This is a genomic window from Micromonospora sp. DH14, from assembly GCF_029809455.1.
In the GTDB taxonomy this organism is placed as follows: Bacteria; Actinomycetota; Actinomycetes; order Mycobacteriales; family Micromonosporaceae; genus Micromonospora; species Micromonospora parva.
In genome coordinates, this window is the sequence record NZ_JARVKT010000014.1 from 136,711 (window position 1) to 162,569 (window position 25,859).

Annotated in this window: 29 protein-coding genes; 9 read left to right on the forward strand and 20 right to left on the reverse strand. The window is 71.4% G+C overall.

From position 1 onward, the window contains the following. Nucleotides 1-57 precede the first annotated feature (57 nt). Nucleotides 58-918 carry a carbon-nitrogen hydrolase family protein gene (locus QCZ28_RS19805; protein WP_279518049.1) on the reverse strand — a complete coding sequence of 287 codons (861 nt, stop codon included), beginning with the start codon at nucleotides 916-918 and terminating at the stop codon, nucleotides 58-60. A gap of 77 nt (nucleotides 919-995) precedes the next feature. Between QCZ28_RS19805 and QCZ28_RS19810 the strand changes: the two genes are divergently transcribed. The 6 genes from QCZ28_RS19810 (at nucleotide 996) to mug (ending at nucleotide 5,279) form a co-directional block, all read left to right on the forward strand. Further along, nucleotides 996-1,568 (forward strand): TetR/AcrR family transcriptional regulator, encoded by a 573-nt coding sequence (locus QCZ28_RS19810; protein WP_030337284.1) that lies wholly within the window; start codon nucleotides 996-998, stop codon nucleotides 1,566-1,568. Nucleotides 1,569-1,650: 82 nt separating this feature from the next. After that, on the forward strand, nucleotides 1,651-2,577 hold the full coding sequence (locus QCZ28_RS19815) for a TIGR04222 domain-containing membrane protein (RefSeq protein WP_279518050.1): 927 nt from the start codon (nucleotides 1,651-1,653) through the stop codon (nucleotides 2,575-2,577). After that, nucleotides 2,574-3,392, forward strand: a complete 819-nt coding sequence (locus QCZ28_RS19820; protein ID WP_279518051.1) for a DUF692 domain-containing protein — start codon at nucleotides 2,574-2,576, stop codon at nucleotides 3,390-3,392. The genes QCZ28_RS19815 and QCZ28_RS19820 overlap by 4 nt, the downstream gene beginning before the upstream one ends. Continuing rightward, nucleotides 3,389-3,934: a hypothetical protein gene (locus QCZ28_RS19825; protein ID WP_279518052.1), complete on the forward strand. Its 546-nt coding sequence runs from the start codon at nucleotides 3,389-3,391 to the stop codon at nucleotides 3,932-3,934. Before QCZ28_RS19820 ends, QCZ28_RS19825 begins: the two co-directional genes overlap by 4 nt. Next, entirely contained in the window at nucleotides 3,919-4,680 is a 762-nt protein-coding gene (locus QCZ28_RS19830) for an SDR family oxidoreductase (protein WP_279518053.1), read from the forward strand. Before QCZ28_RS19825 ends, QCZ28_RS19830 begins: the two co-directional genes overlap by 16 nt. Beyond that, entirely contained in the window at nucleotides 4,677-5,279 is a 603-nt protein-coding gene (gene mug / locus QCZ28_RS19835; protein WP_279518054.1) for a G/U mismatch-specific DNA glycosylase, read from the forward strand. The genes QCZ28_RS19830 and mug overlap by 4 nt, the downstream gene beginning before the upstream one ends. A gap of 87 nt (nucleotides 5,280-5,366) precedes the next feature. On the opposite strand, the gene QCZ28_RS19840 is transcribed toward mug, so the two are convergent. From QCZ28_RS19840 to QCZ28_RS19850, 3 genes are all read right to left on the reverse strand, one after another. Beyond that, a complete protein-coding gene (locus QCZ28_RS19840) occupies nucleotides 5,367-7,343 on the reverse strand; it encodes an ABC transporter ATP-binding protein (protein ID WP_279518086.1) in 1,977 nt (658 codons plus the stop codon). A gap of 114 nt (nucleotides 7,344-7,457) precedes the next feature. Next, nucleotides 7,458-8,225, reverse strand: coding sequence for an enoyl-CoA hydratase/isomerase family protein (locus tag QCZ28_RS19845; RefSeq protein ID WP_279518055.1), 768 nt, complete (start codon nucleotides 8,223-8,225; stop codon nucleotides 7,458-7,460). Nucleotides 8,226-8,271: 46 nt separating this feature from the next. After that, nucleotides 8,272-8,499: a helix-turn-helix domain-containing protein gene (locus QCZ28_RS19850; protein ID WP_007462679.1), complete on the reverse strand. Its 228-nt coding sequence runs from the start codon at nucleotides 8,497-8,499 to the stop codon at nucleotides 8,272-8,274. Between the two features lie 216 nt (nucleotides 8,500-8,715). Here QCZ28_RS19850 and QCZ28_RS19855 point away from each other — a divergent pair, with 216 nt between their 5' ends. Beyond that, nucleotides 8,716-9,315, forward strand: coding sequence for a cadmium resistance transporter (locus QCZ28_RS19855; RefSeq protein ID WP_279518056.1), 600 nt, complete (start codon nucleotides 8,716-8,718; stop codon nucleotides 9,313-9,315). 88 nt (nucleotides 9,316-9,403) lie between these two features. Here QCZ28_RS19855 and QCZ28_RS19860 read toward each other — a convergent pair whose 3' ends face one another. Then, nucleotides 9,404-11,008, reverse strand: a complete 1,605-nt coding sequence (locus QCZ28_RS19860) for an ABC-F family ATP-binding cassette domain-containing protein (protein ID WP_279518057.1) — start codon at nucleotides 11,006-11,008, stop codon at nucleotides 9,404-9,406. A 263-nt stretch (nucleotides 11,009-11,271) separates the two neighbouring features. On the opposite strand from QCZ28_RS19860, the gene QCZ28_RS19865 reads away from it, so the two are divergent. Beyond that, complete coding sequence (locus QCZ28_RS19865) at nucleotides 11,272-12,192, forward strand: neutral zinc metallopeptidase (RefSeq protein WP_279518058.1); 921 nt, start codon at nucleotides 11,272-11,274, stop codon at nucleotides 12,190-12,192. Nucleotides 12,193-12,280: 88 nt separating this feature from the next. Here QCZ28_RS19865 and QCZ28_RS19870 read toward each other — a convergent pair whose 3' ends face one another. From QCZ28_RS19870 to QCZ28_RS19925, 12 genes are all read right to left on the reverse strand, one after another. Further along, on the reverse strand, nucleotides 12,281-12,640 hold the full coding sequence (locus QCZ28_RS19870; protein WP_279518059.1) for a nuclear transport factor 2 family protein: 360 nt from the start codon (nucleotides 12,638-12,640) through the stop codon (nucleotides 12,281-12,283). A gap of 77 nt (nucleotides 12,641-12,717) precedes the next feature. Continuing rightward, nucleotides 12,718-13,017 carry a muconolactone Delta-isomerase family protein gene (locus QCZ28_RS19875; protein ID WP_279518060.1) on the reverse strand — a complete coding sequence of 100 codons (300 nt, stop codon included), beginning with the start codon at nucleotides 13,015-13,017 and terminating at the stop codon, nucleotides 12,718-12,720. 95 nt (nucleotides 13,018-13,112) lie between these two features. Further along, the gene (locus tag QCZ28_RS19880; RefSeq protein WP_279518061.1) at nucleotides 13,113-13,760 is read right to left on the reverse strand and encodes an acVLRF1 family peptidyl-tRNA hydrolase; all 648 of its coding nucleotides are present in this window, start codon (nucleotides 13,758-13,760) and stop codon (nucleotides 13,113-13,115) included. Nucleotides 13,761-13,883: 123 nt separating this feature from the next. Further along, nucleotides 13,884-14,516, reverse strand: a complete 633-nt coding sequence (locus QCZ28_RS19885; protein WP_279518062.1) for a LysE family transporter — start codon at nucleotides 14,514-14,516, stop codon at nucleotides 13,884-13,886. Between the two features lie 314 nt (nucleotides 14,517-14,830). Continuing rightward, a complete protein-coding gene (locus QCZ28_RS19890) occupies nucleotides 14,831-15,277 on the reverse strand; it encodes a metal-sulfur cluster assembly factor (RefSeq protein ID WP_279518063.1) in 447 nt (148 codons plus the stop codon). Between the two features lie 147 nt (nucleotides 15,278-15,424). Then, nucleotides 15,425-15,898 carry a Fe-S cluster assembly sulfur transfer protein SufU gene (gene sufU / locus QCZ28_RS19895; protein WP_279518087.1) on the reverse strand — a complete coding sequence of 158 codons (474 nt, stop codon included), beginning with the start codon at nucleotides 15,896-15,898 and terminating at the stop codon, nucleotides 15,425-15,427. Between the two features lie 2 nt (nucleotides 15,899-15,900). Further along, nucleotides 15,901-17,205: a cysteine desulfurase gene (locus tag QCZ28_RS19900; RefSeq protein WP_279518064.1), complete on the reverse strand. Its 1,305-nt coding sequence runs from the start codon at nucleotides 17,203-17,205 to the stop codon at nucleotides 15,901-15,903. Nucleotides 17,206-17,225: 20 nt separating this feature from the next. Continuing rightward, nucleotides 17,226-17,999, reverse strand: a complete 774-nt coding sequence (sufC, locus tag QCZ28_RS19905; protein WP_279518065.1) for a Fe-S cluster assembly ATPase SufC — start codon at nucleotides 17,997-17,999, stop codon at nucleotides 17,226-17,228. Continuing rightward, nucleotides 17,999-18,325 carry a non-heme iron oxygenase ferredoxin subunit gene (locus QCZ28_RS19910; protein ID WP_279518066.1) on the reverse strand — a complete coding sequence of 109 codons (327 nt, stop codon included), beginning with the start codon at nucleotides 18,323-18,325 and terminating at the stop codon, nucleotides 17,999-18,001. Before QCZ28_RS19910 ends, sufC begins: the two co-directional genes overlap by 1 nt. Beyond that, nucleotides 18,325-19,470 carry a Fe-S cluster assembly protein SufD gene (gene sufD, locus QCZ28_RS19915; protein WP_279518067.1) on the reverse strand — a complete coding sequence of 382 codons (1,146 nt, stop codon included), beginning with the start codon at nucleotides 19,468-19,470 and terminating at the stop codon, nucleotides 18,325-18,327. The genes QCZ28_RS19910 and sufD overlap by 1 nt, the downstream gene beginning before the upstream one ends. 58 nt (nucleotides 19,471-19,528) lie before the next feature. Continuing rightward, the gene (gene sufB, locus QCZ28_RS19920) at nucleotides 19,529-20,959 is read right to left on the reverse strand and encodes a Fe-S cluster assembly protein SufB (RefSeq protein WP_279518068.1); all 1,431 of its coding nucleotides are present in this window, start codon (nucleotides 20,957-20,959) and stop codon (nucleotides 19,529-19,531) included. Beyond that, on the reverse strand, nucleotides 20,956-21,693 hold the full coding sequence (locus QCZ28_RS19925; protein WP_279518088.1) for an ArsR family transcriptional regulator: 738 nt from the start codon (nucleotides 21,691-21,693) through the stop codon (nucleotides 20,956-20,958). The genes sufB and QCZ28_RS19925 overlap by 4 nt, the downstream gene beginning before the upstream one ends. A gap of 161 nt (nucleotides 21,694-21,854) precedes the next feature. Here QCZ28_RS19925 and QCZ28_RS19930 point away from each other — a divergent pair, with 161 nt between their 5' ends. Next, a complete protein-coding gene (locus QCZ28_RS19930) occupies nucleotides 21,855-22,820 on the forward strand; it encodes a COX15/CtaA family protein (RefSeq protein WP_279518069.1) in 966 nt (321 codons plus the stop codon). 390 nt (nucleotides 22,821-23,210) lie between these two features. Here QCZ28_RS19930 and QCZ28_RS19935 read toward each other — a convergent pair whose 3' ends face one another. The 3 genes from QCZ28_RS19935 to QCZ28_RS19945 all read right to left on the reverse strand — a co-directional run bounded on the left by QCZ28_RS19935 (nucleotide 23,211) and on the right by QCZ28_RS19945 (nucleotide 25,723). Beyond that, nucleotides 23,211-24,131, reverse strand: a complete 921-nt coding sequence (locus QCZ28_RS19935) for a hypothetical protein (protein WP_279518070.1) — start codon at nucleotides 24,129-24,131, stop codon at nucleotides 23,211-23,213. Between the two features lie 13 nt (nucleotides 24,132-24,144). Next, nucleotides 24,145-24,480: a hypothetical protein gene (locus tag QCZ28_RS19940; protein WP_124816405.1), complete on the reverse strand. Its 336-nt coding sequence runs from the start codon at nucleotides 24,478-24,480 to the stop codon at nucleotides 24,145-24,147. Nucleotides 24,481-24,769: 289 nt separating this feature from the next. Beyond that, entirely contained in the window at nucleotides 24,770-25,723 is a 954-nt protein-coding gene (locus QCZ28_RS19945) for a heme o synthase (RefSeq protein ID WP_279518071.1), read from the reverse strand. Nucleotides 25,724-25,859 lie beyond the last annotated feature (136 nt).

Sequence of the window (25,859 nt, forward strand, 5' to 3'; positions counted from 1 at the left end):
CCTACGGGACCGACGTGTCCGCCAACAGATGCGGCGGGTATCGACCTGACGACGGGCTCAGCCAGGCATCGACACCCGCGCGCCACCCTGCTCCGGCAGCCGATCGACGAGCATCGAGTGGGCCGCCCGGGTGGCCGCGAGCACGGCCGGATCCAGCGTCGCCACGAGCACCGCCGTGCCGTCGTCGGCCCCGCGAGCCAGCACCCGCCCCTCGGGGTCGTAGATGGCCGCGCCACCGTTGAACCGCCACGGGTCGACGCCGCCGACCGCGTTGGCGAAGACCACGAACATCGTGTTGTCCAGGGCCCGCGCGGCGTAGTAGAGATCCCGGCGGTGCTCGGAGCCGGCCAGGTATCCGCTCGGGCACAGGTAGGCGTGTGCGCCGTCGAGGGCGGCGGCCCGGCCGTGCTCCGGGAAACAGCCGTCGTAACAGATGCCCAGCCCGAGCCGCCAGTCGTCGACGAGCAGCGTGGCACCGCGATCGCCGGGGGTGAACAGCTCCCGTTCGTCACCCCACAACTGCTGCTTGTCGTAGCCGACCCGCACCTCGCCGTTCCGGTCGGTCACCAGCGCCGCGATGGTCCGCCGGCCGTCCGGGTGCCGCACGGCCGCGCCGACCAGCGCGGTGACGCCGGCCTCGCGCGCCGCGACGCGCAGCGGGTCGAGCCGGGGATCCGCGACCATCCCGGCCTGATCGGCGGCGACGTCCGTGCCGGCCGGGTCGGCGGCGAGGACCGGCGGGTGGTACGCGCAGAGGAACAACTCCGGCAGGACCGCCACCCGGGCGCCCCGTTCGCCGGCCTGACGGACCAGGTCGGCGGCGACGAGCGCGTTGCCGGCGACGTCGCCCGGCGTGGGGGTGGCCTGGACGGTGGCCACCGTCAGCGGGGAGCTGGGCACGGTGTGGGGCTGGGTCACCGGGCGATGGTAGACGGCACCATCCCAAGCCGTACGTACGGTTTGCGTGGCTCGGGTTGACCTGCGACGATCGACGTGTGCCCAGAGTAAGTCAGGACCAGCTCGACGCGCGCCGGCAGGAGATCCTCGCCGCCGCCCGGGCGTGTTTCGCCCGGCTCGGCTACGAGGGGGCGACCGTACGCCGCCTCGAGGAGGCCACCGGCCTGTCCCGCGGCGCGATCTTCCACCACTTCCGCGACAAGGACTCGCTCTTCCTGGCCGTCGCCGAGGACGACGCCGCGGCCATGGTCGAGACGGTGGCCCGCAACGGTCTGGTGCAGGTGATGCGCGATCTGCTGGCCCGCGCCGTCTCCCCCGACACCACGGGCTGGTTGGGCAGCCAACTGGAGGTCTCCCGGCGGCTGCGCACCGACCCCGCGTTCGCCAAACGGTGGGCCGAGCGGTCCGCCGCGATCGCGGAGGCGACCCGGGACCGGCTGGCCCGCCAGCGCGACGCCGGGGTGCTGCGTGAGGACGTACCGATCGACGTGCTGGCCCAGTTCCTGGAGCTGGCCTACGACGGTCTGGTGCTGCACCTGGCGATGGGCCGACCGGCCGGTGACCTGGGCCCGGTGCTCGACCTGGTCGAGGAGGCGGTCCGCCGGCACTGACCGCGCGGGCACCGGTCGGTCGACCGTGGCGAGGCTGCTCCACAATGGGGCCGCCGATCCCCTCCGGTGACAGGAGCAGTCGATGACCGTCCACGCCGCGTCCGGTGACACCTGGGGCATCTCCGGCCCGACCTTCCTCCGGTACTACCTCGCCGTGGCCATCGTGGTGGTGGTGATCGCGGCGTACCACCGGATCCGGCTCGCCGCCGGATCGACCGGCGCCCTGACCGCCGACCCCGTCGGGCCCCAGCAGGTCGCGTACCTCAACGGGGGGCCTCGGCTGGCCGTACACGCCGCGCTCGGCGGGCTGCGCGCCAGCGGAGCGATCGGCGTACGACCGGACCGCCGGCTGACCACCGTCGGGTCCACGCCGACCGGGCTCACCCCGCTGGATCAGGCCATCCACTGGGCGGCCCACCAGCACGCCCGGGTCGGTGACCTCCCGCAGGACGAGCGGGTACGCACCGCGCTGCACCAGATCCGCAACGGCCTGGAGCAGCGCGGACTGCTCACCGACGACGCGCAGCGCGCCCGCGCCCGCTTCTGGGCCACGATCCTGATCGCCCTGCTGGGCCTCGGTGTGCTCCGGTTGGTCTCCGGCCTGTTCAACGGTCACCCGGTCGGTTACCTGCTGCTGACACTGGTTCCGCTGCTGATCATCACGCTGGTGCTGCGCCGGGCGCCCATGCTCACCCGGGCCGGTCGATCGGCACTGCGTTCGGTCCGCCGCGAGCACACCCATCTCGCGCCCGCCTCCGCACCCGCCTACGCCACCTACGGGGCGGCCGGCGCGGCGATGGGCGTCGCCCTGTACGGCACCGCCTCGCTCTGGGCACTCGACCCGGGCTTCGCCGAACAGGCCGAGATTCAGCGCCAGGCCGCCTCCGGCAGCGGCTGGACGGGCGGGTCCGACGGGTCCTCCGGCGGCGGGGACAGCTCCGGTGGAGACGGTGGCAGCTCCTGCGGCGGTGGCGGCGGGTGCGGCGGCGGCGGGGGGTGTGGCGGATGACCGGCCCGGCCGGGGTCGGCATCGGCTGGCGTCCGGAGATCGCCGGCTTCGTGGCCGACCTGCCCGGCCTGCGCTTCGTCGAAGTGGTGGCCGAGGGGGTGCCCGCGTCCGGGCCGCTCCCGCCCGGCCTGACACAGCTGCGGGAACGCGCGGTGACAGTCGTACCGCACGGGGTGCGGCTCTCCCTCGGCGGCGCCGAGCCGGTCGACCCGGCCCGGGTCGCCCACCTGGCCGCGGTGGCGCAACGCCTGGACGCGCCGCTGGTCAGCGAACACATCGCGTTCGTCAGGGCCGGCGGTCTGGAGGCCGGGCACCTGCTGCCGCTGCCGCGCAGCCGGGAAGCCGTCGACGCGGTCTGCGCCAACGTGGCGCGGGCCCAGGCCGACCTGCCGGTGCCCATCGCGCTGGAACCGATCGCCGCGTTGGTCGACTGGCCCGACGACGAGCTGGACGAGGCGGACTTCCTCACCGAGATCCTCGACCGGACCGGGGCCCTGCTGCTGCTGGACGTGGCGAACGTGCACGCCAACGCCCGCAACCGGGGCGCCGACCCGCTGGCGTTGCTGGACCGTCTGCCGCTGGAGCGGATCTCGTACGCCCATGTGGCCGGCGGCGCGGAGCACGGCGGTTTCTACCACGACACCCACACCGACCCGGTTCCGCCAGCGGTGCTGGAGTTGGTCGGCGCGCTCTGCGCCCGGCAGCGGCCACCGGCGCTGCTGCTGGAACGCGACGGCCACTACCCGCCGGCCGCTGCACTCCGCGCCGAACTGGACGCCCTGGCCGCCGCCGCGGGCTTCCCGGCCGTCACATGACCGGCGCGCCCCACGGCGACCCGGCAGCCACGCCCCGCGCCGGGCTCGCCGAACGGCAGGCCCAACTGGTCGCCGCGCTCGTCGCCGGAGGGCCACCCCCGCCGGGGTTCGCGCCCGGCCCGCTGGCCGCCACCCGCGCGGCGCTGCTGCGCAAGCGGGCCGGTGCCGTCGCCCGGCACTGGCCGTTGCTCGCCGCCAGCCTCGGCGCCAGCTGGACGACGACCTTCGCCGGCTGGGCCGACCGGCGACCCACCGCCGGGTCGCTGCGCGACGGTTGGGACCTGGCCCGCGCGCTGCACGCCGAACGTGCGCTGCCGCCGCCGGCCGCCGAGGAGCTGGCCGCCCGGGAGGCACTCCTGCGCTACGACGGGCTGCGGGCGCCACGTCCGCGCCGGTTGCCGGCGGTGGGCCGCGCCGGCGGGGCCGTCGCGGTGCAGGTCGCCGGCCGGGTACGCCTGCTGCGCCCCGCCCCACGGGTACCCACCCGTGCTGGCGACGGCGTGTCGGATGCGGCAGGATCGGCGTTATGGATCTCGGACTGACCGACCGCGTGTACGTCCTCACCGGCGCCTCCCGCGGCCTGGGTTTCGCGACAGCGCAGTGCCTGGTCGCCGACGGTGCACGGGTGGTCCTCTCGGCCCGGGACGCGGACGCCGTGGCCGCCGCCGCGCAGCAGCTGGGTGGCCCGGAGCACGCCGTCGGGCTGACCGGCGACCTGGCCGACCCGGAAACCCCGGGGCAGCTCGTCGCCGCCGCCCAGCAGCACTTCGGCCGGCTCGACGGCGCGCTGATCTCGGTCGGTGGACCACCGCCCGGCAACGCCGCAGCGGTCACCGACGAGCAGTGGCGGCTCTCCTTCGAGACGGTCTTCCTGGGCACCATCCGCGCCGTACGCACTGTCGCCGACGCCCTGCCCGAGGGCGGCGCGATCGGGCTGGTGCTCTCCACCTCGGCGCGTGGCCCGGTGCCCGGTCTCGGCATCTCCAACGGTCTGCGGCCCGGCCTGGTCGGGGCCGCCAAGGACATCGCCGACGACTACGGCCCGCGGGGCGTCCGCGTGGTCGGCCTGTTGCCCGGCCGGATCATGACCGATCGCAACCGGGAGCTGTTCGGAGCGACCGGCGACCCGGAGCGGGCCCGCGCCGAGGCGGAGGCCGGCATCCCGCTGCGCCGCATCGGCGACCCGGCCGAGTTCGGTCGGGTGGCCGCGTTCGCGCTCTCCCCCGCCGCGAGCTACCTCACCGGGATCACACTGCCGGTCGACGGCGGCGCGCTACGCGGGCTGTGACCCCCGACGAGGCCCGGCCCACCCGGGCCGTGACACCGCCCGGGACAGCCGGGCCGACCCGGGCGGAGTTGGCGGCGGCCGCTGACCGGACCATCCCCGATGTTCTCGCGCCGGGGCTGGCGGTTCTCTTCGTCGGCATCAACCCCGGCCTCTGGTCGGCTGCCACCGGCTGGCACTTCGCCCGGCCCGGCAACCGGTTCTGGCCCGCCCTGCACCGGGGCGGGTTCACTCCCCGGCTGCTGCACCCCAGCGAACAGGACGAGCTGCCCGCGCTCGGGCTCGGCATCACCAACATGGCCGCCCGGGCCAGCGCCCGCGCCGACGAGCTGAGCACCGAGGAACTCCTCGACGGCGCGGCGATCCTCACCGACAAGGTGGCCCGGTACCGGCCGCGTTGGGTGGCGGTGGTGGGGGTGACCGCGTACCGGATCGGTTTTCAACGGCCCAAGGCCACCTTCGGGCCGCAACCGGAGTCGTTGGCCGGGGCGCGGCTGTGGGTGCTGCCCAACCCGAGCGGCCTGAACGCCCACTTCACCCCGGTCACCCTGGGCCTGGCGTTCGCCGAGTTGCGGGAGGCCACCGAGCTGCCCGCCCCTTGATCGACTCGGTTTTCAGGAAGTCGGGCGGTCACCGCGACCAGGACAGCCCGACTTCTAGGAACCCGTGTCGATCAAGGCCAGCAGGCCTCAGTTGGCGGCGGCGGGCGGCAGGGCCTCGTCGGCCACGTACGTGCCCAGTGGCATGACCACCGGCTCGGGGCCGGTCGCGTCGACGAACGGGGCGGGCGAGTCGGCGACAGCGAACTGGGTCCGGTACAGCTCGGCGTAGAGCCCGCCGACGGCCACCAGTTCGTCGTGTCGCCCGCGCTCGACGATCCGCCCGCCGTCGAGAACGAGGATCTGGTCGGCGTCGCGCACTGTGGACAGCCGGTGCGCGATCACCAGGGCGGTCCGCCCGGTCAGCGCCACCGCCAGCGCACGCTGCACCGCCGCCTCGCTCTCCGAATCCAGGTGTGCGGTCGCCTCGTCGAGGATCACGATCGACGGGGCCTTGAGCAGCAGGCGGGCGATGGCGATGCGCTGCTTCTCGCCGCCGGAGAAGCGGTAGCCGCGCTCCCCCACGGTCGTGTCCAGCCCGTCCGGCAGCGACCGGACCAGGTCGGCGACCTGCGCTCCGGCCAGCGCGGCCCAGATCTCGTCGTCGGTGGCGTCCGGCTTGGCGTAGCGCAGGTTCTCGGCGATCGTCTCGTGGAACAGGTGCGAATCCTGGGTGACCACACCGATCTCGTCACGCAGGGAGGCAAGCGTCGCGTCGCGCACGTCCACCCCGCCGACCAGCACCTGCCCGTCGCTGACGTCGTAGATCCGGGAGATGAGCATCGACAGCGTCGACTTGCCCGCCCCGGACGGGCCGACCAGCGCGACCATCTGCCCCGGCTCGACGCTGAACGAGACGCCCTTGAGCACCGGTTCGTTGATCGTCCGGTCGAGGGTGGCGACCTCCTCCAGCGAGGCGAGGGAGATCTCGGCGGCGCTCGGGTAGCGGAACCGCACGTCGCGGAAGTCGACCCGGCCGCTGCCGCGCGGCACCGCCACGGCGTCGGGCTTCTCCACGATGCCCGGCTTGAGGTCGAGCACCTCGAAGACCCGGTCGAAGGAGACCAGCGCGCTCATCACGTCCACCCGGACGTTGGAGAGCGCGGTGAGCGGACCGTACAGGCGGGTGAGCAACAGCGCGAGCTTCACCACGGTGCCCGCACTGACCGCGCCGGCGACCGCCAGCCAGCCGCCGAGGCCGTAGGTGAGCGCCTGCGCCAGTGAGGCGACCAGCAACATCGCCACGAAGAACGTCCGGGAGTACATGGCGGACTGGATGCCGATGTCACGGACCCGCTCGGCCCGGTCGGCAAACCGGCGGGCCTCGATCTCGGGCTGGCCGAAGAGCTTCACCAGCAACGCACCGGCGACTCCGAACCGTTCGGTCATGGTCGCGTTCATCTTGGCGTCGAGGTTGTACGACTCCCGGGTGATCTCGGCCAGTCGCTTGCCGACACGACGGGCCGGGATGATGAACACCGGCAGCAGGATCAGCGACAGCACCGTGATCTGCCAGGACAGGATCAACATCGCGCCGGCGGTGAGCACCAGTTGAATGACGTTGCTGACCACCCCGGAGAGGGTGGAGGTGAACGCCCGCTGAGCGCCGAGCACGTCGTTGTTGAGCCGGCTGACCAGAGCCCCGGTCTGGGTACGGGTGAAGAACTGCAACGGCATCCGCTGCACGTGGTCGTAGACCCGGGTGCGCAGGTCGAGGATGATGCCCTCACCGATGCGCGCGGAGTACCAGCGCTGGGCGAGGGAGAAGAGCGCGTCGGCGACAGCCAGCGCGGCGATCACCAGGGCGAGCTTGACCACGGTGGAGCCGGCCTGCGGGCCCCGATCGGCGATGGCGTCGATGACCTCACCCGCCAGCAGCGGAGTCGCCACGCCGATCACCGCGGCGATCACCACAGTGATCAGGAAGATGACGATGTCACGCCGGTACGGTCCGGCGAAGGCGATGATCCGCTTGGCGGTGCCGCGCTTGAGCTGGTGGGCGGAGACCTCGTCGCTGTTGCGCATCGACCGGAGCATGCTCCACCCGGCCATGCCACCGCCGGACATCGGGTTGGACATCGCTCACCTCCGGGTTGCCGGGCAGACCGCACCGTCAGGTCAATTCTCCCGACGAGTGTGACAACCCCAGCCGTAACCCGGATCTTCCCGTGCGGTCCTTACCTATTCTCCCCTGCCGGCGAGGTCGCGCAGCCGACGGGTCTGTGCCTCCCGCTCGGCGCGCTGCTGGTCGGCGTGCGACCGCCCGGCCGCGCCGGCGAGCAACGCCTTGATCTCCACCACCGCGTCGCGGGCCCCGGAGAGCAGGCCGGCGGTCAGGTCCCGCACCGCGCCGTCCAGCTCAGCCGGCGGCACGACCAGGGTGGCCAGGCCGATCCGGTCCGCCTCGGCGGCGTCCAGCCGGCGACCGGTCGCACAGATCTCCAACGCCCGCGCGTAGCCGACCAGCTCGACGAGGCGCTTCGTGCCGGCCAGGTCGGGCACCAGACCAAGGGTCACCTCGGCCATCGACAGCTTCGCGTCAGCGGAGAGCACCCGCAGGTCACACGCGAGCGCCAGCTGGAAGCCGGCGCCGATGGCGTGCCCCTGCACGGCCGCGACGGAGATCACGTCCGGCCGGTGCAGCCAGGTGAAACCGGCCTGGAACTCCGCGATGCGCTCGGCGCACTCCTGCTCGGACAGCGCGGCCAACTCGGCGAACGACCCCGGACCGGAGGCACCCGCCACCGCGAGATCGAGGCCGGCCGAGAACGCCCGACCCTCACCCCGGACCACCACCACCCGGACATCGCCGGGCAGGTCACGGGAGAAGTCGCTCATCGCTTGCCACATCGCGGGCGTCTGGGCGTTGAGCACGTCGGGCCGGCACAACGTCACCGTGGCAACCGGCCCGTCGCAGGTCAGCCGAACCCCGGTCGCCTCGGCGGTCACCGGACGTCCCGGGGCGCGGCGCTGATGGACGACGCTGGGGGGCGGGTCACGCCTTCTTGCGGCGCCGGGCACCACCGCGCTGACGCAGCTGCACGCCGGACTCGGTGAGCACTCGGTGGATGAACCCGTAGGAACGGCCGGTCGAGGCCGCCAACGCGCGGATGCTCTCCCCCGAGGTGTACCGCTTTACCAGGTCCTTGGCGAGCGTCTGACGCTCGGCTCCGACGATCCGGCGACCCTTCTCAGTGCTGGTGGCTGTGCCAGTGGCTGCCATGCTGTGTCCTCACGTCCCAGACTGTGCGGTTCGGATACGGTCCCACCTATTAGACCGCCTCGGACGATCATGCGCCAGATATCAACTCTTCGCCAACCGACACGCTATGCAATGTCAGCTTCCCGATAGAGTGATCCTGGCGATCCGGCCCGCCGCGCCGTCCGGGCGTACCACCGCTGGGCGCTGGCGGCTGCCGACGACCCGTAGCCTTCGGTCGTGATCGACCTGTTGAGCACCGCGGGCGCAGCGGCCGTCGTCTTCGCCGCCACCGACATCGACGACATCGTCATCCTGACGCTGTTCTTCGTCGCGGCCCGCACCACCGGCCGACCCCGCACCTGGCAGATCGTCGCCGGGCAATACCTCGGCATCGGTGCGCTCGCGCTGGCCAGCGCGGTGATCGCCGGTGGGCTCCTGGTGGTGCCCGACCCGTGGACGGGTCTGCTGGGCCTGCTGCCGATCGCGCTCGGCGTCCGCGCACTGCGGGGTTCGGGCGACGACGAGCCACCCGCGGTCGTCACCGGAGCACTCGGCGTGGCCGGGGTGACGATCGCGAACGGTGCCGACAACGTCGCGGTCTACGTACCCGTCTTCCGGGCCCTCGGGGTGGCCGACAGCGCGATGTTCCTGCTGGTCTTCGTGCTGCTGATCGCCCTGTGGTGCGTGGCCGGGGCCTGGCTGGGCGGGCATCGGAGGGTGGTCCGGCTGGTCGAACGCGCCGGTGCCTGGCTGGTGCCGACGATCTTCATCGCCATCGGGCTGGTGATCCTGGTCAGCTCCGGCGTGCTCGGCCGGCTGGCCGACCTGCTCGGCTGAGCGCAGGCCGAGGCCGAGCGCAGGCTGACGTCGAGAGCACGTCGGGCCTGGACGCACGTCGAGGTCGAGCGCAGGCCGACTGCCTCGATCAGGCCAGCTCGACCAGTTCGAGCAGGTCGTCGCTCCAGGCGTCCTCGTCGCCGTCGGGCAACAGGATGGCCCGGTCGGGCTTGAGCGCCAGCACCGCACCCGGGTCGTGGGTGACCAGGACGATCGCGCCGGGGTAGTTGGCGATGGCGTCGAGCACCTGCTCCCGGCTGACCGGGTCGAGGTTGTTCGTCGGCTCGTCGAGCAGCAGCACGTTGGCGCCGGAACAGACCAGGGTGGACAGCGCCAGCCGGGTCTTCTCGCCACCGGAGAGCACACCGGCCGGCTTGTTCACGTCGTCACCGGAGAAGAGGAACGCACCAAGGATCTTGCGCAGGTCGGTGTCGGACTGCTCGACGGCGGCGGCGCGCATGTTCTCCAGCACCGTCCGCTCCACGTCCAGCGTCTCGTGCTCCTGGGCGTAGTAGCCCAACCGCAGGCCGTGCCCCGCGTGCACCTCGCCGGTGTCCGGGGTGAGCAGCCCGCCGAGCATCCGCAGCAGGGTCGTCTTGCCGGCACCGTTGAGCCCGAGGATGGCCACCCGGGAGCCCCGGTCCACCGCCACGTTGACGTCGGTGAAGATCTCCAGCGACCCGTACGACTTGGACAGGCCGGTCGCGGTGAGTGGGGTCTTGCCGCACGGCGCGGGGCTGGGGAAACGCACCTTGGCCACCCGGTCGGCGACCCGCACCTCCTCCAGGCCGGAGATCAGCTTCTCGGCACGGCGGGCCATGTTCTGCGCGGCCACGGTCTTGGTGGCCTTGGCCCGCATCTTGTCGGCCTGCGCCATCAGAGCGCCGGCCTTCTTCTCCGCGTTGGCCCGCTCCCGACGCCGCCGCCGCTCGTCGGTCTCGCGGGCCTCCAGGTACGCCTTCCAGCCCAGGTTGTACACGTCGATGACCGACCGGGTGGCGTCGAGGAACCAGACCTTGTTGACCACCGACTCCAGCAGCGCGCCGTCGTGGGAGATCACGATCAGGCCACCCTTGTGGTTGGCGAGGAAGCCCCGCAACCAGGTGATCGAGTCGGCGTCGAGGTGGTTGGTGGGCTCGTCGAGCAGCAGGATGCCGCCGCCGTTCTCGCCCGCGTCGCGGAACAGGATCCGGGCCAGCTCGATGCGCCGACGCTGACCGCCGGAGAGGGTGCCGATGGTCTGCGCGAGCGCCCGGTCCGGCAGGCCGAGGTTGGCGCAGATCCGCGCGGCCTCAGCCTCGGCGGCGTACCCGCCCAGGGCGGCGAACTGGTCTTCCAGCGCGCCGTACCGGCGGACCAGCTTCTCGTCGGCGTCCTCGGCGAGCTGCTCCTCGATCTCCTTCATCTGCGCCATCAGCACGTCCAGGCCACGGGCGGAGAGCACCCGGTCGCGGCCGGTGACCTCCAGGTCGCCGGTGCGCGGGTCCTGCGGCAGGTAGCCGATGGCGCTGCGCTGGTCGATCTGGCCGCCGTACGGCTGCCCCTCACCGGCGAGCACCTTCAGCGTGGTGGTCTTGCCGGCGCCGTTACGACCGACCAGGCCGATCCGGTCACCGGGCTGCACGCGCAGGGTGGTGTCGGACAGCAGGATCCGGGAACCGGCGCGCAGTTCCAGGCCGGTGGCAGTGATCATGTTCGCGGGCTCGCTCTCGGGGTTCGGAAGGCTGACTCGGGGCACGCGAAACGGCCGGCGGGCTCAAGGGGCCCGACGGCGCGGGGCGGTTCAGCCTTCGCAGCGCAGCACCCGACAAGTGTACCGGGCGCCGCCGGGCGGCCGGCCCGGATTACCGATCAAGATCATCGGGTACGGGAACGCCTGTCCGGACCCCGTCCGGCACTTGATAGACGAAACGACACACAAAAGACACTCACCGGCATACGGCGATCGGGGTCACCATGGAACTCAACGAGCGGGCCGAAATCGACACCTCCCAGGTCAACGACGTCGGCCGGGGTGGCGGATCCGGCGGCGGCTTCGGCATCCCGATCCCCGGCGGCGGCGGTCGAGGCGGCATCATCGGCATCGTGGTGGCAGTGCTCGTCGCGCTGCTCGGCGGTGGCTTCGGCCTCAACGCCATGACCAACGGCGACGAGGGCGGTCAGGCCGGCGGCACCGACCTGGAGCAGCTCTGCTCGCGCGACAACCCGCAGCGCCTCGACGACGCGCGCTGCCGCAACGCCCTCTACGTCAACAGCATCCAGGCCTACTGGCAGAAGGCGTACCCGGAGGTGGGCAACGGGAAGTACGAGCCGACCGACACCAACTTCTTCCAGGCCGCCGTCAACACCGGCTGCGGGCAGGCCGACTCGGGCGTCGGCCCGTTCTACTGCCCCGCCGACAAGCAGGTGTACATCGACCTGAGCTTCTACGACGAGCTGGCCTCCCGGTTCGGCGCCAAGGGCGAGTTCGCCCAGCCCTACGTGCTCGCCCACGAGTACGGACACCACATCCAGAACCTGCTCGGCACCAACGCGAAGGCCGGGCAGGGTGACCAGAGCGGCCCCCGCTCCGCCTCCGTACGGCTGGAGCTGCAGGCCGACTGCTACGCCGGCGCCTGGGCCAAGCACGCCACCGAGAGCAAGGACAAGACCGGCCAGGAGCCGCTGTTCACGTCCATCACCCAGTCCGACATCAGCGAGGCGGTGCAGGCCGCCGAGGCGATCGGCGACGACAGCATCCAGGAACGCTCCGGCGGGCGGGTCAACCCCGACCAGTTCACCCACGGCACGTCCGAGCAGCGCAAGCGCTGGTTCACCCAGGGCTACGAGCGCGGCGACCCGAAGAGCTGTGACACCTTCGGCACCGACCAGCTCTGACCAGTCCCGAGATCGTGGCAGGCCCCTCCGGCGGGCCTGCCACGATCTGTTTCAGGCACGAGACGCTGTCGCCGAGGGCGCTTCCCGGTCAGGTGAGCCGCGACACCTGGTAGTGGCCGATGAGCCAGTCGTCGCCCACCCGCCGCAGCAGCACACCGAGGTTGACGGTCAGGGCCGGCCGGTCGGTGAACCCGAACTCCACCTCCAGGTAGCCGAGGACCACGTCGTCGGCGAGACGGCGGATCTCCCGGACGTCGTACGCGGCGGTCAGGCCGAGCGGCTGGCCGGCGTAGTACGCGGCGACACCGGCACGACCGACCGAGTACGGCTGCAACCCCTGGAAGATCGCGTCGTCGGTGAAGCACGCCGCGACCCGATCGGGCTCGTGGGCGTCGACAGCCGATTTCCACCGGTCGAGGACGGTACGCAGAATCTGGGCGTCAGACATGATGATCTCCCTGTTGGCGACGTGCCCCGTAACGTTCCTGCCGTTCTCACCCACCCCCGGGGCGAGCCCCGCCAGGCTCAGCGCGGCGGTTGACCCGGGTCGTTCGGGTGCGGCGTCAAAGGCGTCACGGTCTCGCGCCGCCAGGCACGCAGCGGCATCGACGCGAGCACCGCCTCCAACTCGTCGGCGTCGTCGGCCCGGAACAGCCCCCACGTACGCCACTCCCCCGGCGCCAACGGTGGCCGCCACAGCCGCAGAAGACTGCCCTGCGCCGTCAGCTCGGCCGAGCGCGCCGCCTCACGCGCGCGCATCTCAGCGACCCCGTCCTCCGACGTTCCGGGCGGCACCGTCGTCACCATGTCAACCAGAAACTCCACGCGCCCATCCTCCGGCCGCCAGCCGGGCAGCACGCCGGGAACCCCGTTTTGCGTGGCGGTCGTCTCCCCGGCGACCTGGTCGGCGGAGGGCGAGGTCACTCGGGGTCGCGCAACCGGATCCGGACGGCGCGGGCCGCAACCACCGCCGCGAGCAGCACCGCGTGCCGGGGCTCCGGCACGTCGAGCAACCGCTCCGCCCGCAACGGCACGAGCGGGGCCAACCGCCGGTCGGCGAGCACCCCGTCCACGGCCCTGCGGTCACCACCGCAGACCAGCGCGGTGAGCGTCGCCGCCGCCGGCAACAGCAGCCGTACGGCCAGATCGGCCGCCTCGCCCAGCGCGGCCTTCGCCTGGTTGTCGCGCCGGCGGGCGAACCGGTGCTGTGACCATCCCCCCGCGGCGGTGCGCCCCTGCACGTACCGGGTGTCCACCTTGGAGCTGACGAGGTCTGCGCCCTCGGCCACCCCGATCGCCACCGCACCCTTGCGGGCCAGCAACAGACCGATCCGGCGCGGCGTCACGACGGAGGCCACGAACCCAGCCACATCCGCGGCGGTCGGCGCGCCCGGTGGGGCGTACAGCTCGGCGGTCGCGCCGTCCGGGGCGGCGAGCAGCAGGCCGTACTCCTGTGTGCTGGTGATGGGCGGGCCGTGCCGGTCGGCGAAGCCCTCGATCCAGCGGCCGACGCGGGCCGGATCGATCTCGACCCACCGGCCTCCGCCGGCTGCGGGTCGACTGGTCACCGCCCGACCGTACGGCACCGCGAGCCCGCCCGGACCCCCGGGCAGGCTCCCGGCCCGACAGCGCGGCACGGCACGACCCGGCACGGCAGGGCCCGGCACGGCAGGGCCGGGCCGGGTGACCGTTCAGCCGGGCAGTAGCGCGGCCACCGCCAGGGCGGCGATGAGCGCGCTGGAGACCAGGCCGGTGATCAACCGACCACGCGATCCGGTCAGCGCCCGGCCGACCACCGTGCCGCCGCCGGCGATGACCAGTTGCCAGCTCGCCGACGCCAGGAACACACCGGCCACGAAGAGCGCCATGGGGACCACGCCCGATTCGGCCGTGTCCCGGCGACCGAGCACCAGCGCGGTGAAGTAGAGCACCGTCATCGGGTTCAGCAGGGTCAGGCCGAGCAGCGCCGCGTAGGCCCGCCCCGGAGTACCCATGCCCCGCCCGGCGCGTTCCGCCGGTGGCCGCCGCGAGCGGTGCGTGGACCACGTCCGCCAGAGGCCGTGCCCGGCGAGCCCCAACAGAACCACGGCGGCGACCACCCGCAGCGGCCCGGAGACCGGCGCGATGACATCGGCCAGCCCGGCACCGCCGAGCACGGCGACGGCCGCGTAGAGCCCGTCGGCCGTCGCCACGGCGAGCGCCGCGGCCGCACCGACCCGGAACGAGGTACGGGCACTGAGCCCCAGGATGAGAATCGCGATCGCACCGACCGGGATGGCGACGCCGTAACCGGCGACCAGACCGGCGAGGAACGCCCCGGTCACCGCAGTAGGTGGCAGGTCGAGGCTCGTCCCCGGAGCGGCCGCTGTCGACGCACGGCAGTGGCCGCACGGACAGGAACCTGCATCGGGTACGCCTCAATCACGAGCGCATCCTGCGCGCCGAACCCGCGCCCCCGCCACCGAATTTCCCCGCGCCCCGCCCCGCCCCGCCCCGCCCCCCCAAGATCGTGCTCGAACCAGGATGTAGTGGCCTCGGCAACGCAGCGAGGCCACTACATCAATGATCGAGCGCGATCTTGAGCTAATGATCGAGCGCGGCACCCGGACGGGTGCCGCGCTCGACGAAGTGGTTCGGGTCAGACGTTGAAGCCGAGGGAACGGAGCTGGTCCCGACCCTCGTCAGTGATCTTGTCCGGGCCCCACGGCGGGAGCCACACCCAGTTGATCCGGATGTCGTTGACCAGGCCGCCGCCGGGGCCGGTGGTCAACGCCTGCCGGGTCTGGTCCTCGATGACGTCGGTCAGCGGGCAGGCCGCCGAGGTGAGCGTCATGTCCAGGGTGGCGACGTTCTCGTCGTCGACGTGTACGCCGTACACCAGGCCCAGGTCGACCACGTTGATGCCGAGCTCCGGGTCGACGACATCCTTCATCGCCTCCTCGATGTCGGCGAGCATGGCCTTGCTGACGCCGCCCGCAGGGGCAGCGGCGTCAGCGCCGCCATCGATCGTCGCGGCGTCGGTCTGCGGCACCACGCTGGTGTCACCGGCCTCCGGCGTCGCCTCGGTAGCGGTGTTCTCGCTCATGCCGTCTCTCCGCTTCGCTCCGTGACGCCATGAGGCACCAACGCGCTGAACCACTGATTCACTCGCTGACGCTCGCTCATGCCGTCCCTCCGCATCGCTTCGTGATGCCACCCGGCACCACTGTGTCATTCGCTCGCTGACGCACGGTCACGCCTTCACCTCCGGGCTCACGCCCACACCGGCGCGGGCCGCGGCGTCCTTGAACGCCATCCACGGCAGTAGCGCGCACTTGACCCGGGCCGGGTAGCGGGCCACGCCCGCGAAAGCCACCCCGTCACCGAGCACATCCTCGTCCGGCGTGACCTGGCCACGTCCGGACATCAACTCCACGAACGCCTCGTGCACCTCGAAAGCTTCCCCGGTGCCCCGACCGCGCAACAACTCGTGCAGCACGCTCGCCGACGCCTGGCTGATCGAGCAGCCCATCCCGTCGTACGAGATGTCGTGCAGCACGGTGCCGTCGGTGGCAACCCGGACGGTCACCTCGTCGCCGCAGGTCGGGTTGACGTGGTGCGCCTCGGCGACCTGGTCGGCCGGGTCGTCGGCGTCCCGCAGGCCCCGCCCGTGCGGGTGCTTGTAGTGGTCCAGGATGATCTCCTGGTAGAGCTGGTCGAGCTGCACCATCAGTCGAACACCTTCCGTACCTGCTCCAGGCCACCCACCAGGGCGTCGATCTCCTCGGTGGTGGTGTAGAGGTAGAACGACGCCCGGGTCATCGCCGGGACGCCGAACCGGCTGCACACCGGCTTCGCGCAGTGGTGACCCACCCGCACCTGCACGCCGAGCGAGTCGAGCACCTGACCCACGTCGTGCGGGTGCACGTCACCCAGCGCGAACGAGATCGTGCCGCCCCGGCCCACCGGCACGGTCGGGCCGAAGATCCGCAGGTCCGGCACCGAGCCGAGCGCGTCCAGCGCGTACGCCGTCAGCTCCTTCTCGTGCCACTGGATGGCCCGCATCCCGATGCCGGTCAGGTAGTCGACCGCCGCACCGAGGGCGACCGCCTCGGCGATCGGCGGGGTGCCCGCCTCGAAGCGGGCCGGCGGCGCGGCGAACGTCGAGCGGGCCATGGTGACCGTCTCGATCATCGAGCCGCCGCCCATCACCGGCGGCATGGCCGCCAGCAGCTCGCCGCGCCCCCAGAGCACGCCGATCCCGGTCGGGCCGCACATCTTGTGCCCGGTGAAGACGATGTAGTCGGCGTCCAGGTCGACCACGTCGATGGGCAGGTGCGGCACCGACTGCGAGCAGTCCAGCAGCAGCAGCGCACCCACCTCACGGACCCGCGCGGTGATCCGGGAGGTGGCGTTGACGGTGCCGAGGATGTTGGACGTGTGCACCAGCGAGACGATCTTCGTCCGTTCGGTGACCAGGTCCTCCAGGCCCGACTCGTCCAGCCGCCCCTGGTCGGTGACTCCGAACCAGCGCAGGGTCGCGCCGGTCCGCTCGCAGAGCAGCTGCCACGGGACGATGTTCGAATGGTGCTCCATTTCGGAGATCACCACCTCGTCGCCCGGACCGAGCCGGAACCGGGGGTCGGCGTCGGGACGCAGCGAGGCGTTCGAGAACGCGTACGCCACGATGTTGATCGCCTCGGTGGAGTTCTTGGTGAACACCACCTCGTCGACGCTCGGCGCGTTGATGAACGCGGCGACCTTCGCCCGTGCCCCCTCGTACGCCTCGGTGGCCTCGGTGCCCAGGGTGTGCACCGAGCGCGACACGTTGGCGTTGTGCAGCGCGTAGTGCTCCCCGAGCACGTCGAGCACCTGCCGGGGTTTGTGCGAGGTGTTGGCGCTGTCGAGATAGACCAGCGGATGCCCGTTGATCTCCCGGTCCAGGATCGGGAAGTCGGCGCGCACCCGGGCCACGTCGAAACGCGGCGCGTCGTCGTACTGCGGCATCCCCGACGGGATCGCGATGCTGGTCATCTCGGCAGCGCCTCTCCCGCTCAGGCCTTGGCCGTGCCGGCCCCGGCGGCGTACCGCTCGTAGCCCTCGGCCTCAAGCTTCTCGGCAAGCTCCGGGCCGCCCTGCTCGACGATCCGGCCGGCCACGAAGACGTGCACGAAGTCCGGCTTGATGTAGCGCAGGATCCGGGTGTAGTGGGTGATCAGCAGCACGCCGGTGTCACCGGTGTCGCGGACCCGGTTGACGCCCTCGCTGACCACGCGCAGCGCGTCCACGTCGAGACCGGAGTCGGTCTCGTCGAGGATCGCGATCTTCGGCTTGAGCAGCTCCAGCTGGACGATCTCGTGCCGCTTCTTCTCACCACCGGAGAAGCCCTCGTTGACGTTGCGCTGGGCGAACGCCGGGTCCATCTGGAGGCGCTCCATCGCGCCACGCAGCTCGCCGCCCCAGGTGCGCAGCTTCGGCGCCTCGCCGTCGATGGCGGTCTTCGCGGTCCGCAGGAAGTTCGCCACCGAGACGCCGGGCACCTCGACCGGGTACTGCATGGCCAGGAAGAGGCCGGCGCGGGCGCGCTCGTCGACCGTCATGGCCAGCACGTCCTCGCCGTCGAGGGTCACCGTGCCGCCGGTGATCTCGTACTTGGGGTGACCGGCGATCGAGTACGCCAGGGTGGACTTGCCGGAGCCGTTCGGGCCCATGATCGCGTGGGTCTCGCCCGACCTCACGGTCAGGTCGACGCCGGCCAGGATCGGCTTGAGCTCACCCTCGGGCAGCTTGACCGACACCTTCAGGTCGCGGATCTCCAGGGTGCTCATTATCGGGTCACTCCATTACTCGGCGTCAGGCTGAGGTAGATGTCTCCGTCGCGAACTTCGACGGGATAGACGGGGACGGGTTCGGTGGCGGGCAGGCCGGTCGGCTCGCCGGTGCGCAGGTCGAAACGGGAGCCGTGCAGCCAGCACTCCAGCGTGCAGCCGTCGACCTCGCCCTCGGAGAGGGCGACCGCGGCGTGCGAGCACTCGTCGTACGCGGCGTAGAACTCGCCGTCCTCGCCGTGCACCAGCGCGATGGGCGTGCCGTCGACGTCCGCGCTGATCGCGGTGCCCTTCGGCACGTCCTCGGTCGAACAGATCCGGATCATCAGGCGCCGGCCTTGGTGAGCCGGGCCTCGATCGCGTCGCCGAGCTGCTCGCGCAGCGACTCCACCGGAATCTTGTTGATCAGCTCGGCGAAGAAGCCACGGACCACCAGCCGGCGGGCCTCACTCTCCGGAATCCCCCGGGCCATCAGGTAGAACAGCTGCTCGTCGTCGAAGCGGCCGGTCGCGCTGGCGTGGCCGGCGCCAGCGATCTCGCCGGTCTCGATCTCCAGATTGGGTACGGAGTCCGCCCGCGCGCCGTCGGTGAGCAGCAGGTTCCGGTTGATCTCGTACGTGTCGGTGCCGGTCGCCTCGGCCTGGATGAGCACATCGCCCACCCAGACGGTGTGCGCGCTCTCGCCCTGCAGGGCGCCCCGGTAGCCGACGTAGCTGCGGCAGTCCGGCACGTTGTGGTCGACCAGCTGCCGGTGCTCCAGGTGCTGGCCGGCGTCGGCGAAGTAGACCCCGTACAGCTCGGCCTCGCCGCCCCGCCCGGTGTACTCCACGCTGGTGAACTGCCGGACCAGGTCGCCGCCCAGGGTGACCTGGATGTGGATGACCTTGGCGTCCCGACCCAGCTTGATCTTCAGGTGCTGGGCCTGGACCGCGTCGTCGGCCCAGTCGGCGACAGTGACCAGGGTCAGCTTCGCCCCGTCGGCCACGGCGACCTCGACGTTGTCGGCCAGGGTGGCCGACCCGACGTGCTCCAGCACCACCGTCGCCTCGGCGAACCGGCCCACCTCGACGAAGGTGTGACCGAACACCGGCTGCTCGACACCCTCGCCGACCACCCGCAGCCGCACCGCCTCACCGAGCACCACGTCGGAGGCCACCCGCAGCAGCAGGGCGTCGGCGGCGGCACCGTAGGCCAACGCGCTGACCCGGTCGACCGGGGTCAGCACACTGCCGACCCGCTCGTCGTCCCGGCCGATCCGGGTGATGGCGACGCCCTCGGGCAGGTCGCCGTACTCGTGTCGGAGCACGCCGGTCGTGGCCGGCACCTCACTCGTCAGGCCGCGGAGGCGCTTGAGTGGGGTGAAGCGCCACTCCTCCTCCAAGCCGGTGAGGGCCGGGAAGTCGGCGACATCGTACGAGCGCAGCGCCTGCGACTTGGTGCTGGGCGGCGGCGCGGAAGCCTGGGTAGTCATTTCTTCCTTGGTCTGTTCTACGACGACGGTGGCAGGGTGCTCGGTACGGCGGGTGGCGTCAGCCGACCGCGCCCTCCATCTGAAGCTCGATCAGACGGTTGAGCTCCAGGGCGTACTCCATCGGGAGCTCCTTGGCGATCGGCTCGATGAAGCCGCGCACGATCATGGCCATCGCCTCGTCCTCGCTCAGGCCCCGGCTCATCAGGTAGAAGAGCTGGTCGTCGCTGATCTTGGAGACGGTCGCCTCGTGCCCCATCGACACGTCGTCCTCGCGGATGTCGACGTACGGGTAGGTGTCCGAACGGGAGATGGTGTCGACCAGCAACGCGTCGCACTTGACGGTGCTCCGGCTGTGGTGCGAACCCTCCAGCACCTGCACCAGACCCCGGTACGAGGTGCGGCCGCCGCCCCGGGCGATCGACTTCGACACGATGGTGCTGCTCGTGTGGGGGGCCGCGTGCACCATCTTGGCGCCGGCGTCCTGGTGCTGACCCTCGCCGGCCATCGCCACCGAGAGCACCTCGCCCTTGGCGTGCTCACCGGTCATGTAGACCGCCGGGTACTTCATGGTCACCTTGGAGCCGATGTTGCCGTCGACCCACTCCATGGTCGCGCCCTCGTGGCAGACGGCGCGCTTGGTGACCAGGTTGTAGACGTTGTTCGACCAGTTCTGGATGGTCGTGTAGCGGCAGCGCGCGTTCTTCTTGACGATGATCTCCACGACCGCGCTGTGCAGCGAGTCGGAGGAGTACAGCGGCGCGGTGCAGCCCTCGACGTAGTGCACGTACGCACCCTCGTCGACGATGATCAGCGTCCGCTCGAACTGGCCCATGTTCTCCGTGTTGATCCGGAAGTAGGCCTGCAGCGGGATCTCCACGTGCACGCCCTTCGGCACGTAGATGAACGAGCCACCGGACCACACGGAGGTGTTCAGCGCGGCGAACTTGTTGTCGCCGACCGGGATCACCGTGCCGAAGTACTCCTTGAAGATGTCCTCGTGCTCCTTGAGCGCGGTGTCGGTGTCCAGGAAGACGACGCCCTGCTCCTCGAGGTCCTCACGGATCTTGTGGTAGACGACCTCGGACTCGTACTGCGCCGCGACACCGGCGACCAGGCGCTGCTTCTCCGCCTCCGGGATGCCCAGCCGGTCGTAGGTGTTCTTGATGTCCTCGGGCAGGTCCTCCCAGCTGGTGGCCTGCTTCTCGGTGGACCGCACGAAGTACTTGATGTTGTCGAAGTCGATCCCGGTGAGGTCCGCGCCCCACGCCGGCATCGGCTTGCGGCCGAACAGCCGCAGGCCCTTGAGCCGCAGGTCGAGCATCCACTCCGGCTCGTTCTTCTTCGCCGAGATGTCCCGCACCACCGCCTCGTTGATGCCGCGCTGGGCGACCGCGCCGGCGGCGTCCGGGTCGGACCAGCCGTACTCGTACCGGCCCAGGGCGGCGAGCTGCTCTTCCTGGGTCAGGGGCTGGACGATCTGCTCGGTCATCTATCTGTCCTCACAGTGGTGACGGGATTACCGGATTGAGCGCGGCCCGGCTGAGCCGGGATGTGCGTGGTGCACACCCCGTCGCCGTGCGCGATGGTGGCCAGACGCTGCACGTGGGTGCCGACCAGACGGGAGATGACCGCGGTCTCGGCCTCGCACAGCTGAGGAAACTCGGCGGCCACGTGCGCCACCGGGCAGTGGTGCTGACAGAGCTGGCCGCCGGAGGCGATCGTGGTCGCGTTGGCAGCGTAACCCTCGGCCGTGAGCGCTGCGGCGAGTGCCTCGGCTCGAGCGAGAGGGTCGTCGCCGGCGTCCTCCATGGCCGTCCGACAACGGGACTCGAGAGCGGAGACCTGCTCGGTGGCGAACGCCTCGACCGCGTCCGAGCCGCCGCTGCGGGCGATCCACCGCAGCGCGGCGGTGGCCATGTTGTCGTAGTGGTGTGTGCCACAGCGGACCCGAGCGGCCTCGGTCAGCAGGAACACCTTGGCCGGGCGCCCCCGACCACGGCTGCCCTGCACGGTCTGCTCGCGGGCGTAGACGTCACCGTCCAGGAGCATCGCGTCCAGGTGCCGGCGGATCGCCGCCGGGCTGAGCCCGAGCGCCGCGCCAAGCTGCGCGGCGGTGGCGGCACCCTGTTCCAGCAGCAGTCGGGTGACCCGATCCCGGGTGGAGATCTCGGCCACCGCCGGGCCGGCGAGGCCGGCCGACGTGCCCACGGCGGGCGCGGACACGGGCGCACCGGCGGCCGCTACGGCCGTCGGTTGGTGCCCGGAGAGCGCCGCCGCGTTTTTCACAACGCCAACGTTACGTAATTGCCCGGAGGGCCGCAAACCCGGGCCCCGGTGATCCCAACCACCGAGCTGCCGGAGTCGGACGGACCTCGATCACTACGGTGCGTAGGATTTGCGCCGTGAACCGAATCGTCCGTCCGGTCTCCGGCATCCTGCTGCGCCGCCTCGCGCTCGCCTCGATCATCGCGAACGTGGGCATCGTCGTCACCGGCGGGGCCGTCCGGTTGACCGCCTCGGGCCTCGGCTGCCCCACCTGGCCGCGGTGCACCGACGATTCGTACGTCACCACCCCGGAGATGGGCATCTACGGGGTGATCGAGTTCGGCAACCGGCTGCTGACCTTCGCGGTGGGCCTCATCGCGCTGGCCACCGTGCTGGCGGTGCTGGTCCACCGGCCGCGCCGGCCCGGGCTCCTCGCGCTGGCCGTCGCCGTCTTCCTCGGCATTCCCGCGCAGGCGGTGATCGGTGGCATCACCGTGCTGACCAACCTCAACCCGTGGGTGGTCGGGCTGCACTTCCTCGCCTCGATGGCGGTGATCGCCGCCGCGTACGCGCTCTGGCGGCGCATCGTCGACCCCGACGGCCCGGTCGTGGCGGTGGTGCCCACCCCGCTGCGCACCCTCGCTCGAATCACCACCGGCGTCAGCGTCGCGGTGCTGGTCATCGGCACCTGGGTCACCGGCAGCGGCCCGCACGCCGGCGACCACGGCGCCGCCCGCAACGGCCTGGACCCGGAGTCGATCTCCCAGGTGCACGCCGACGCGGTCTTCCTGCTCATCGGCCTCACGGTGGCGCTCATCTTCGCGTTCCGCGCCGTCGGTGCACAGCGGGCCACCCGCGCCGCGGTCATCCTGCTGGTTGTGGAGCTGAGTCAGGGCCTGATCGGTTTCGTGCAGTACTTCACCCACGTGCCGGCACTCCTGGTCGGCGCACACATGCTCGGCTCGTGCCTGGTGCTGCTGGCCACCCTGGCGGTGCAGTGGTCCACCCGGGAACGCCAGCCGGTCACCCCGGCGCCCCGGGCCACCCCGGCCGACGAGGCCACCCCGGTCCCGACCCCCGCCTGACAACCCCGCGCCCCGGCACGCAACCGCCCGACGGGCCGGTAACCGCCGCGCCCCGCGCCCCGCGCCCCGCGCCCCGCGCCCAAGATCCTCACAACATCGGGGATGTTGCTGCCTCAGACACGCAGGAGACACCAACATCCCTGATATTGCGCGGATCTTGACGACGAACACCACCGCCCGCCGACCGGAAGCGGGTCTGGAACGCCAGCAGCCTTCAAGGTCGCGCTCGAGACAGGATGTAGTGGCCTCGGCGACGCCGCGACACCACTACATCAATGATCGAGCACGATCTTGGGGTGGAGTCCCCCACCACCGCGCCCCACGCCCGAGCGGCAGCACACCGGCGGCAGCGTCCGGGAAGAGCTTCGGGCCCGACTCCCGCACGCTGGGTCAGCTGGGGCGGGTCAGGTGGGTGGTGATCGCGTCGGCGAGCCGGTCGGGGGCGCCGTCGGCGTACCCGATGAAGAGCGACGGTTCGGTCAGCTCCAGCTCGACCAGGACCGGCTTGCCGTCCGGGCCGGGGATCAGGTCGACCCGCGCGTAGAGCAGCTGCCGGGTGCCACCGGGCACCGCCGCGAGGGTCTGCTCGGCCACCGCCAGCTGGTCTGCTCGGGCGGTGCGGGCGGTGATCTCCTCGGCCTTGTAGAGCCCGTCCGGGCCGAGGTCCGGCCCGGTCAGCATCGGACCCTTGCGGATCGCGTGGCTGAACGCGAGCCCCTCCGGACCGGCCAGGAAGAGCAGTGCCGTCTCGCCCTCGGTGTCGACGGCCCGCAGGTACGGCTCGACCATGGTCACCCGGCCGGCGTCGGAGAGCCGGCGAACATGCGCGGCGGCCAACTCCCGGTGTTCCGGGTCGGCCAGGTCGTAGCGGCCGGTGTCCTGGCTGCCGGCGCTGACGGCGGGCTTGAGCACGTACTCGCCGGTCTCGGCGGGTGGTTGCCAGCTCTCCCCCGGCTCGATCCAGGTCGTCGGCACTGTCGGCACCCCGGCGGCGCTCAGCTCGCCGAGGTAGCGCTTGTCGGTGTTCCAGCGGACCACGGCGGCCGGGTTGACCAGCGCCGGGACGCCCGCCGCCCAGGACACGAACTCGTCGCGGCGCAACGCGTAGTCCCAGGGTGAGCGGAGCACGACCAGGTCGTAGGACGACCAGTCGACGTCGGGGTCGTCCCAGACCACCGGTTGGGCGGCGACGCCGCGGGCGGCGAGCGGGACAAGGACCAGCCGGTCGTCCGGGTCGAGGTCGGCCAGCTCGGAGCAGGTGACGAGAGCGACCCGGGGTTCCCCCCGGGCCGACTGGTGATATGTGGTCAATTCAACTGTCTATTCAGCGGGACATCGTGCGGCGGGCCATCGACCGCCAGAGGTCGTTGCTCGGACGCATCTGGTCCATCAGCTCACGCTCCCAGGCGTTCTCGACGGTGACTCCCGCCTTGGCGCACGCCTCCCGGGCGGTGACGGTGTCGTCGGCGAACTGGTCGCCCCACTCACCGTCGGAACCCACCAGGACGATCCGCGCGCCGCGCTTGCCGACGTACTCGATGACCGCCTTCGCGCCGCCGTGCCCGGCGGCGAACGCCTTGAGGCCCGCGACCAGGCCGTGGGGCGCCTGCTCGCCGGCGGTCTGCTCGGCCGTCAGCGTCGTATCGGAACCATCTGCCATGACGCGAAGCCTAAGCAGAGTTGCACCCGGTCGCGCGAGAACCATGAACCTTTTGTGATGCCAATTACCTACAGGTTTAAGGACGACCACAGGTTTGCTGTCCGTTTATATCAGGACTTTTGCGCTCAAACCGCCTGGGCAAAACGCCCCTGAACCACCCTGAGTTGAGCCGACCTGGCTCATGCTGAAAGTTACTCTGATGTGACGTTAAAAGCGGACAACTCATCCACGTTCATGATTAGTCAGTGGATCATCGCCGTCAGGTGCCGACCGGGCGGGGTACCGACAGTCAGATCAGCGCGTCGAGCGCGACGGCCACGAAGACGATCGTCAGGTACGTCGTCGACCAGTGGAACAGCCGCATCGGCTTGACCGCATCGCCGCGCGTCGCACGCCGGCAGAGCTTGTGCGCCTCGACCACGAAGATGGCACCCACCACCAGGGTCGGCACCCCGTAGATCGCGCTGAGCCCCAGCGGCCAGACGGCCAGGGAGGTGAGCACGGTGAGCCACGCGAAGATCAGGATCTCGGCGTTCACCCGGCGGACCGAGGCCACCACCGGCAGCATCGGGATGCCGGCCCGGGCGTAGTCGTCCTTGTACTTCATGGCGAGGGGGTAGAAGTGCGGCATCTGCCAGAAGAAGACCACAGCGAACAGCCCCCACGCGGCCGGCGCCAACGAGCCCGTCACCGCCGCCCACCCGATCAGCACCGGGGCCGCCCCGCAGGCGCCGCCCCAGAAGGTGTTCGCCGGGGTGGAGCGCTTGAGCCACAGGGTGTAGACGAGGTCGTAGTAGGCGATCGCGGCGAGGGTCAGCGCGGCGGCCAGCAGATTGGTGAACGCCGCCATCAGGGCGACCGACACCGCCGCCAACACCAGACCGAAGATCAACGCGCTGCGCGGCGAGACGGTGTGCGCCGGCAGCGGCCGACGCTTGGTACGCCGCATCAACTGGTCGATGTCCCGGTCGATGTAGCAGTTGAGCACGCTGGCCGCGCCCGCGGCGAGCGAGCCGCCGATCAGGACGACGGCCATCAGCCACAGCGACGGCAGCCCGCCCTCGGCGAGCATCATCGCCGGGATGGTGGTGACCAGCAGCAACTCGACGATCCGAGGCTTGGTGAGCGTCACGTACGCCGAGATGACCGCGCGTACGTCCCGCCGGGCCACCGTGCCCTCGGCCGCCCGCGCCGGATGTTGCCCGGCCGGGTTGCTCGCGGGGCGCTCGGTGATCATGCTCACGGATTGCCACCTTCCGGCATCGGGCACGGGGAGATCGGATCGGCCGGGACCGGGAGGGTCCGCATACCGACCCACACACTACGCGTCGTCGTTTTGGCTGCCCGGCCGACCCGACAACGGTGCGGGCCGTCACACC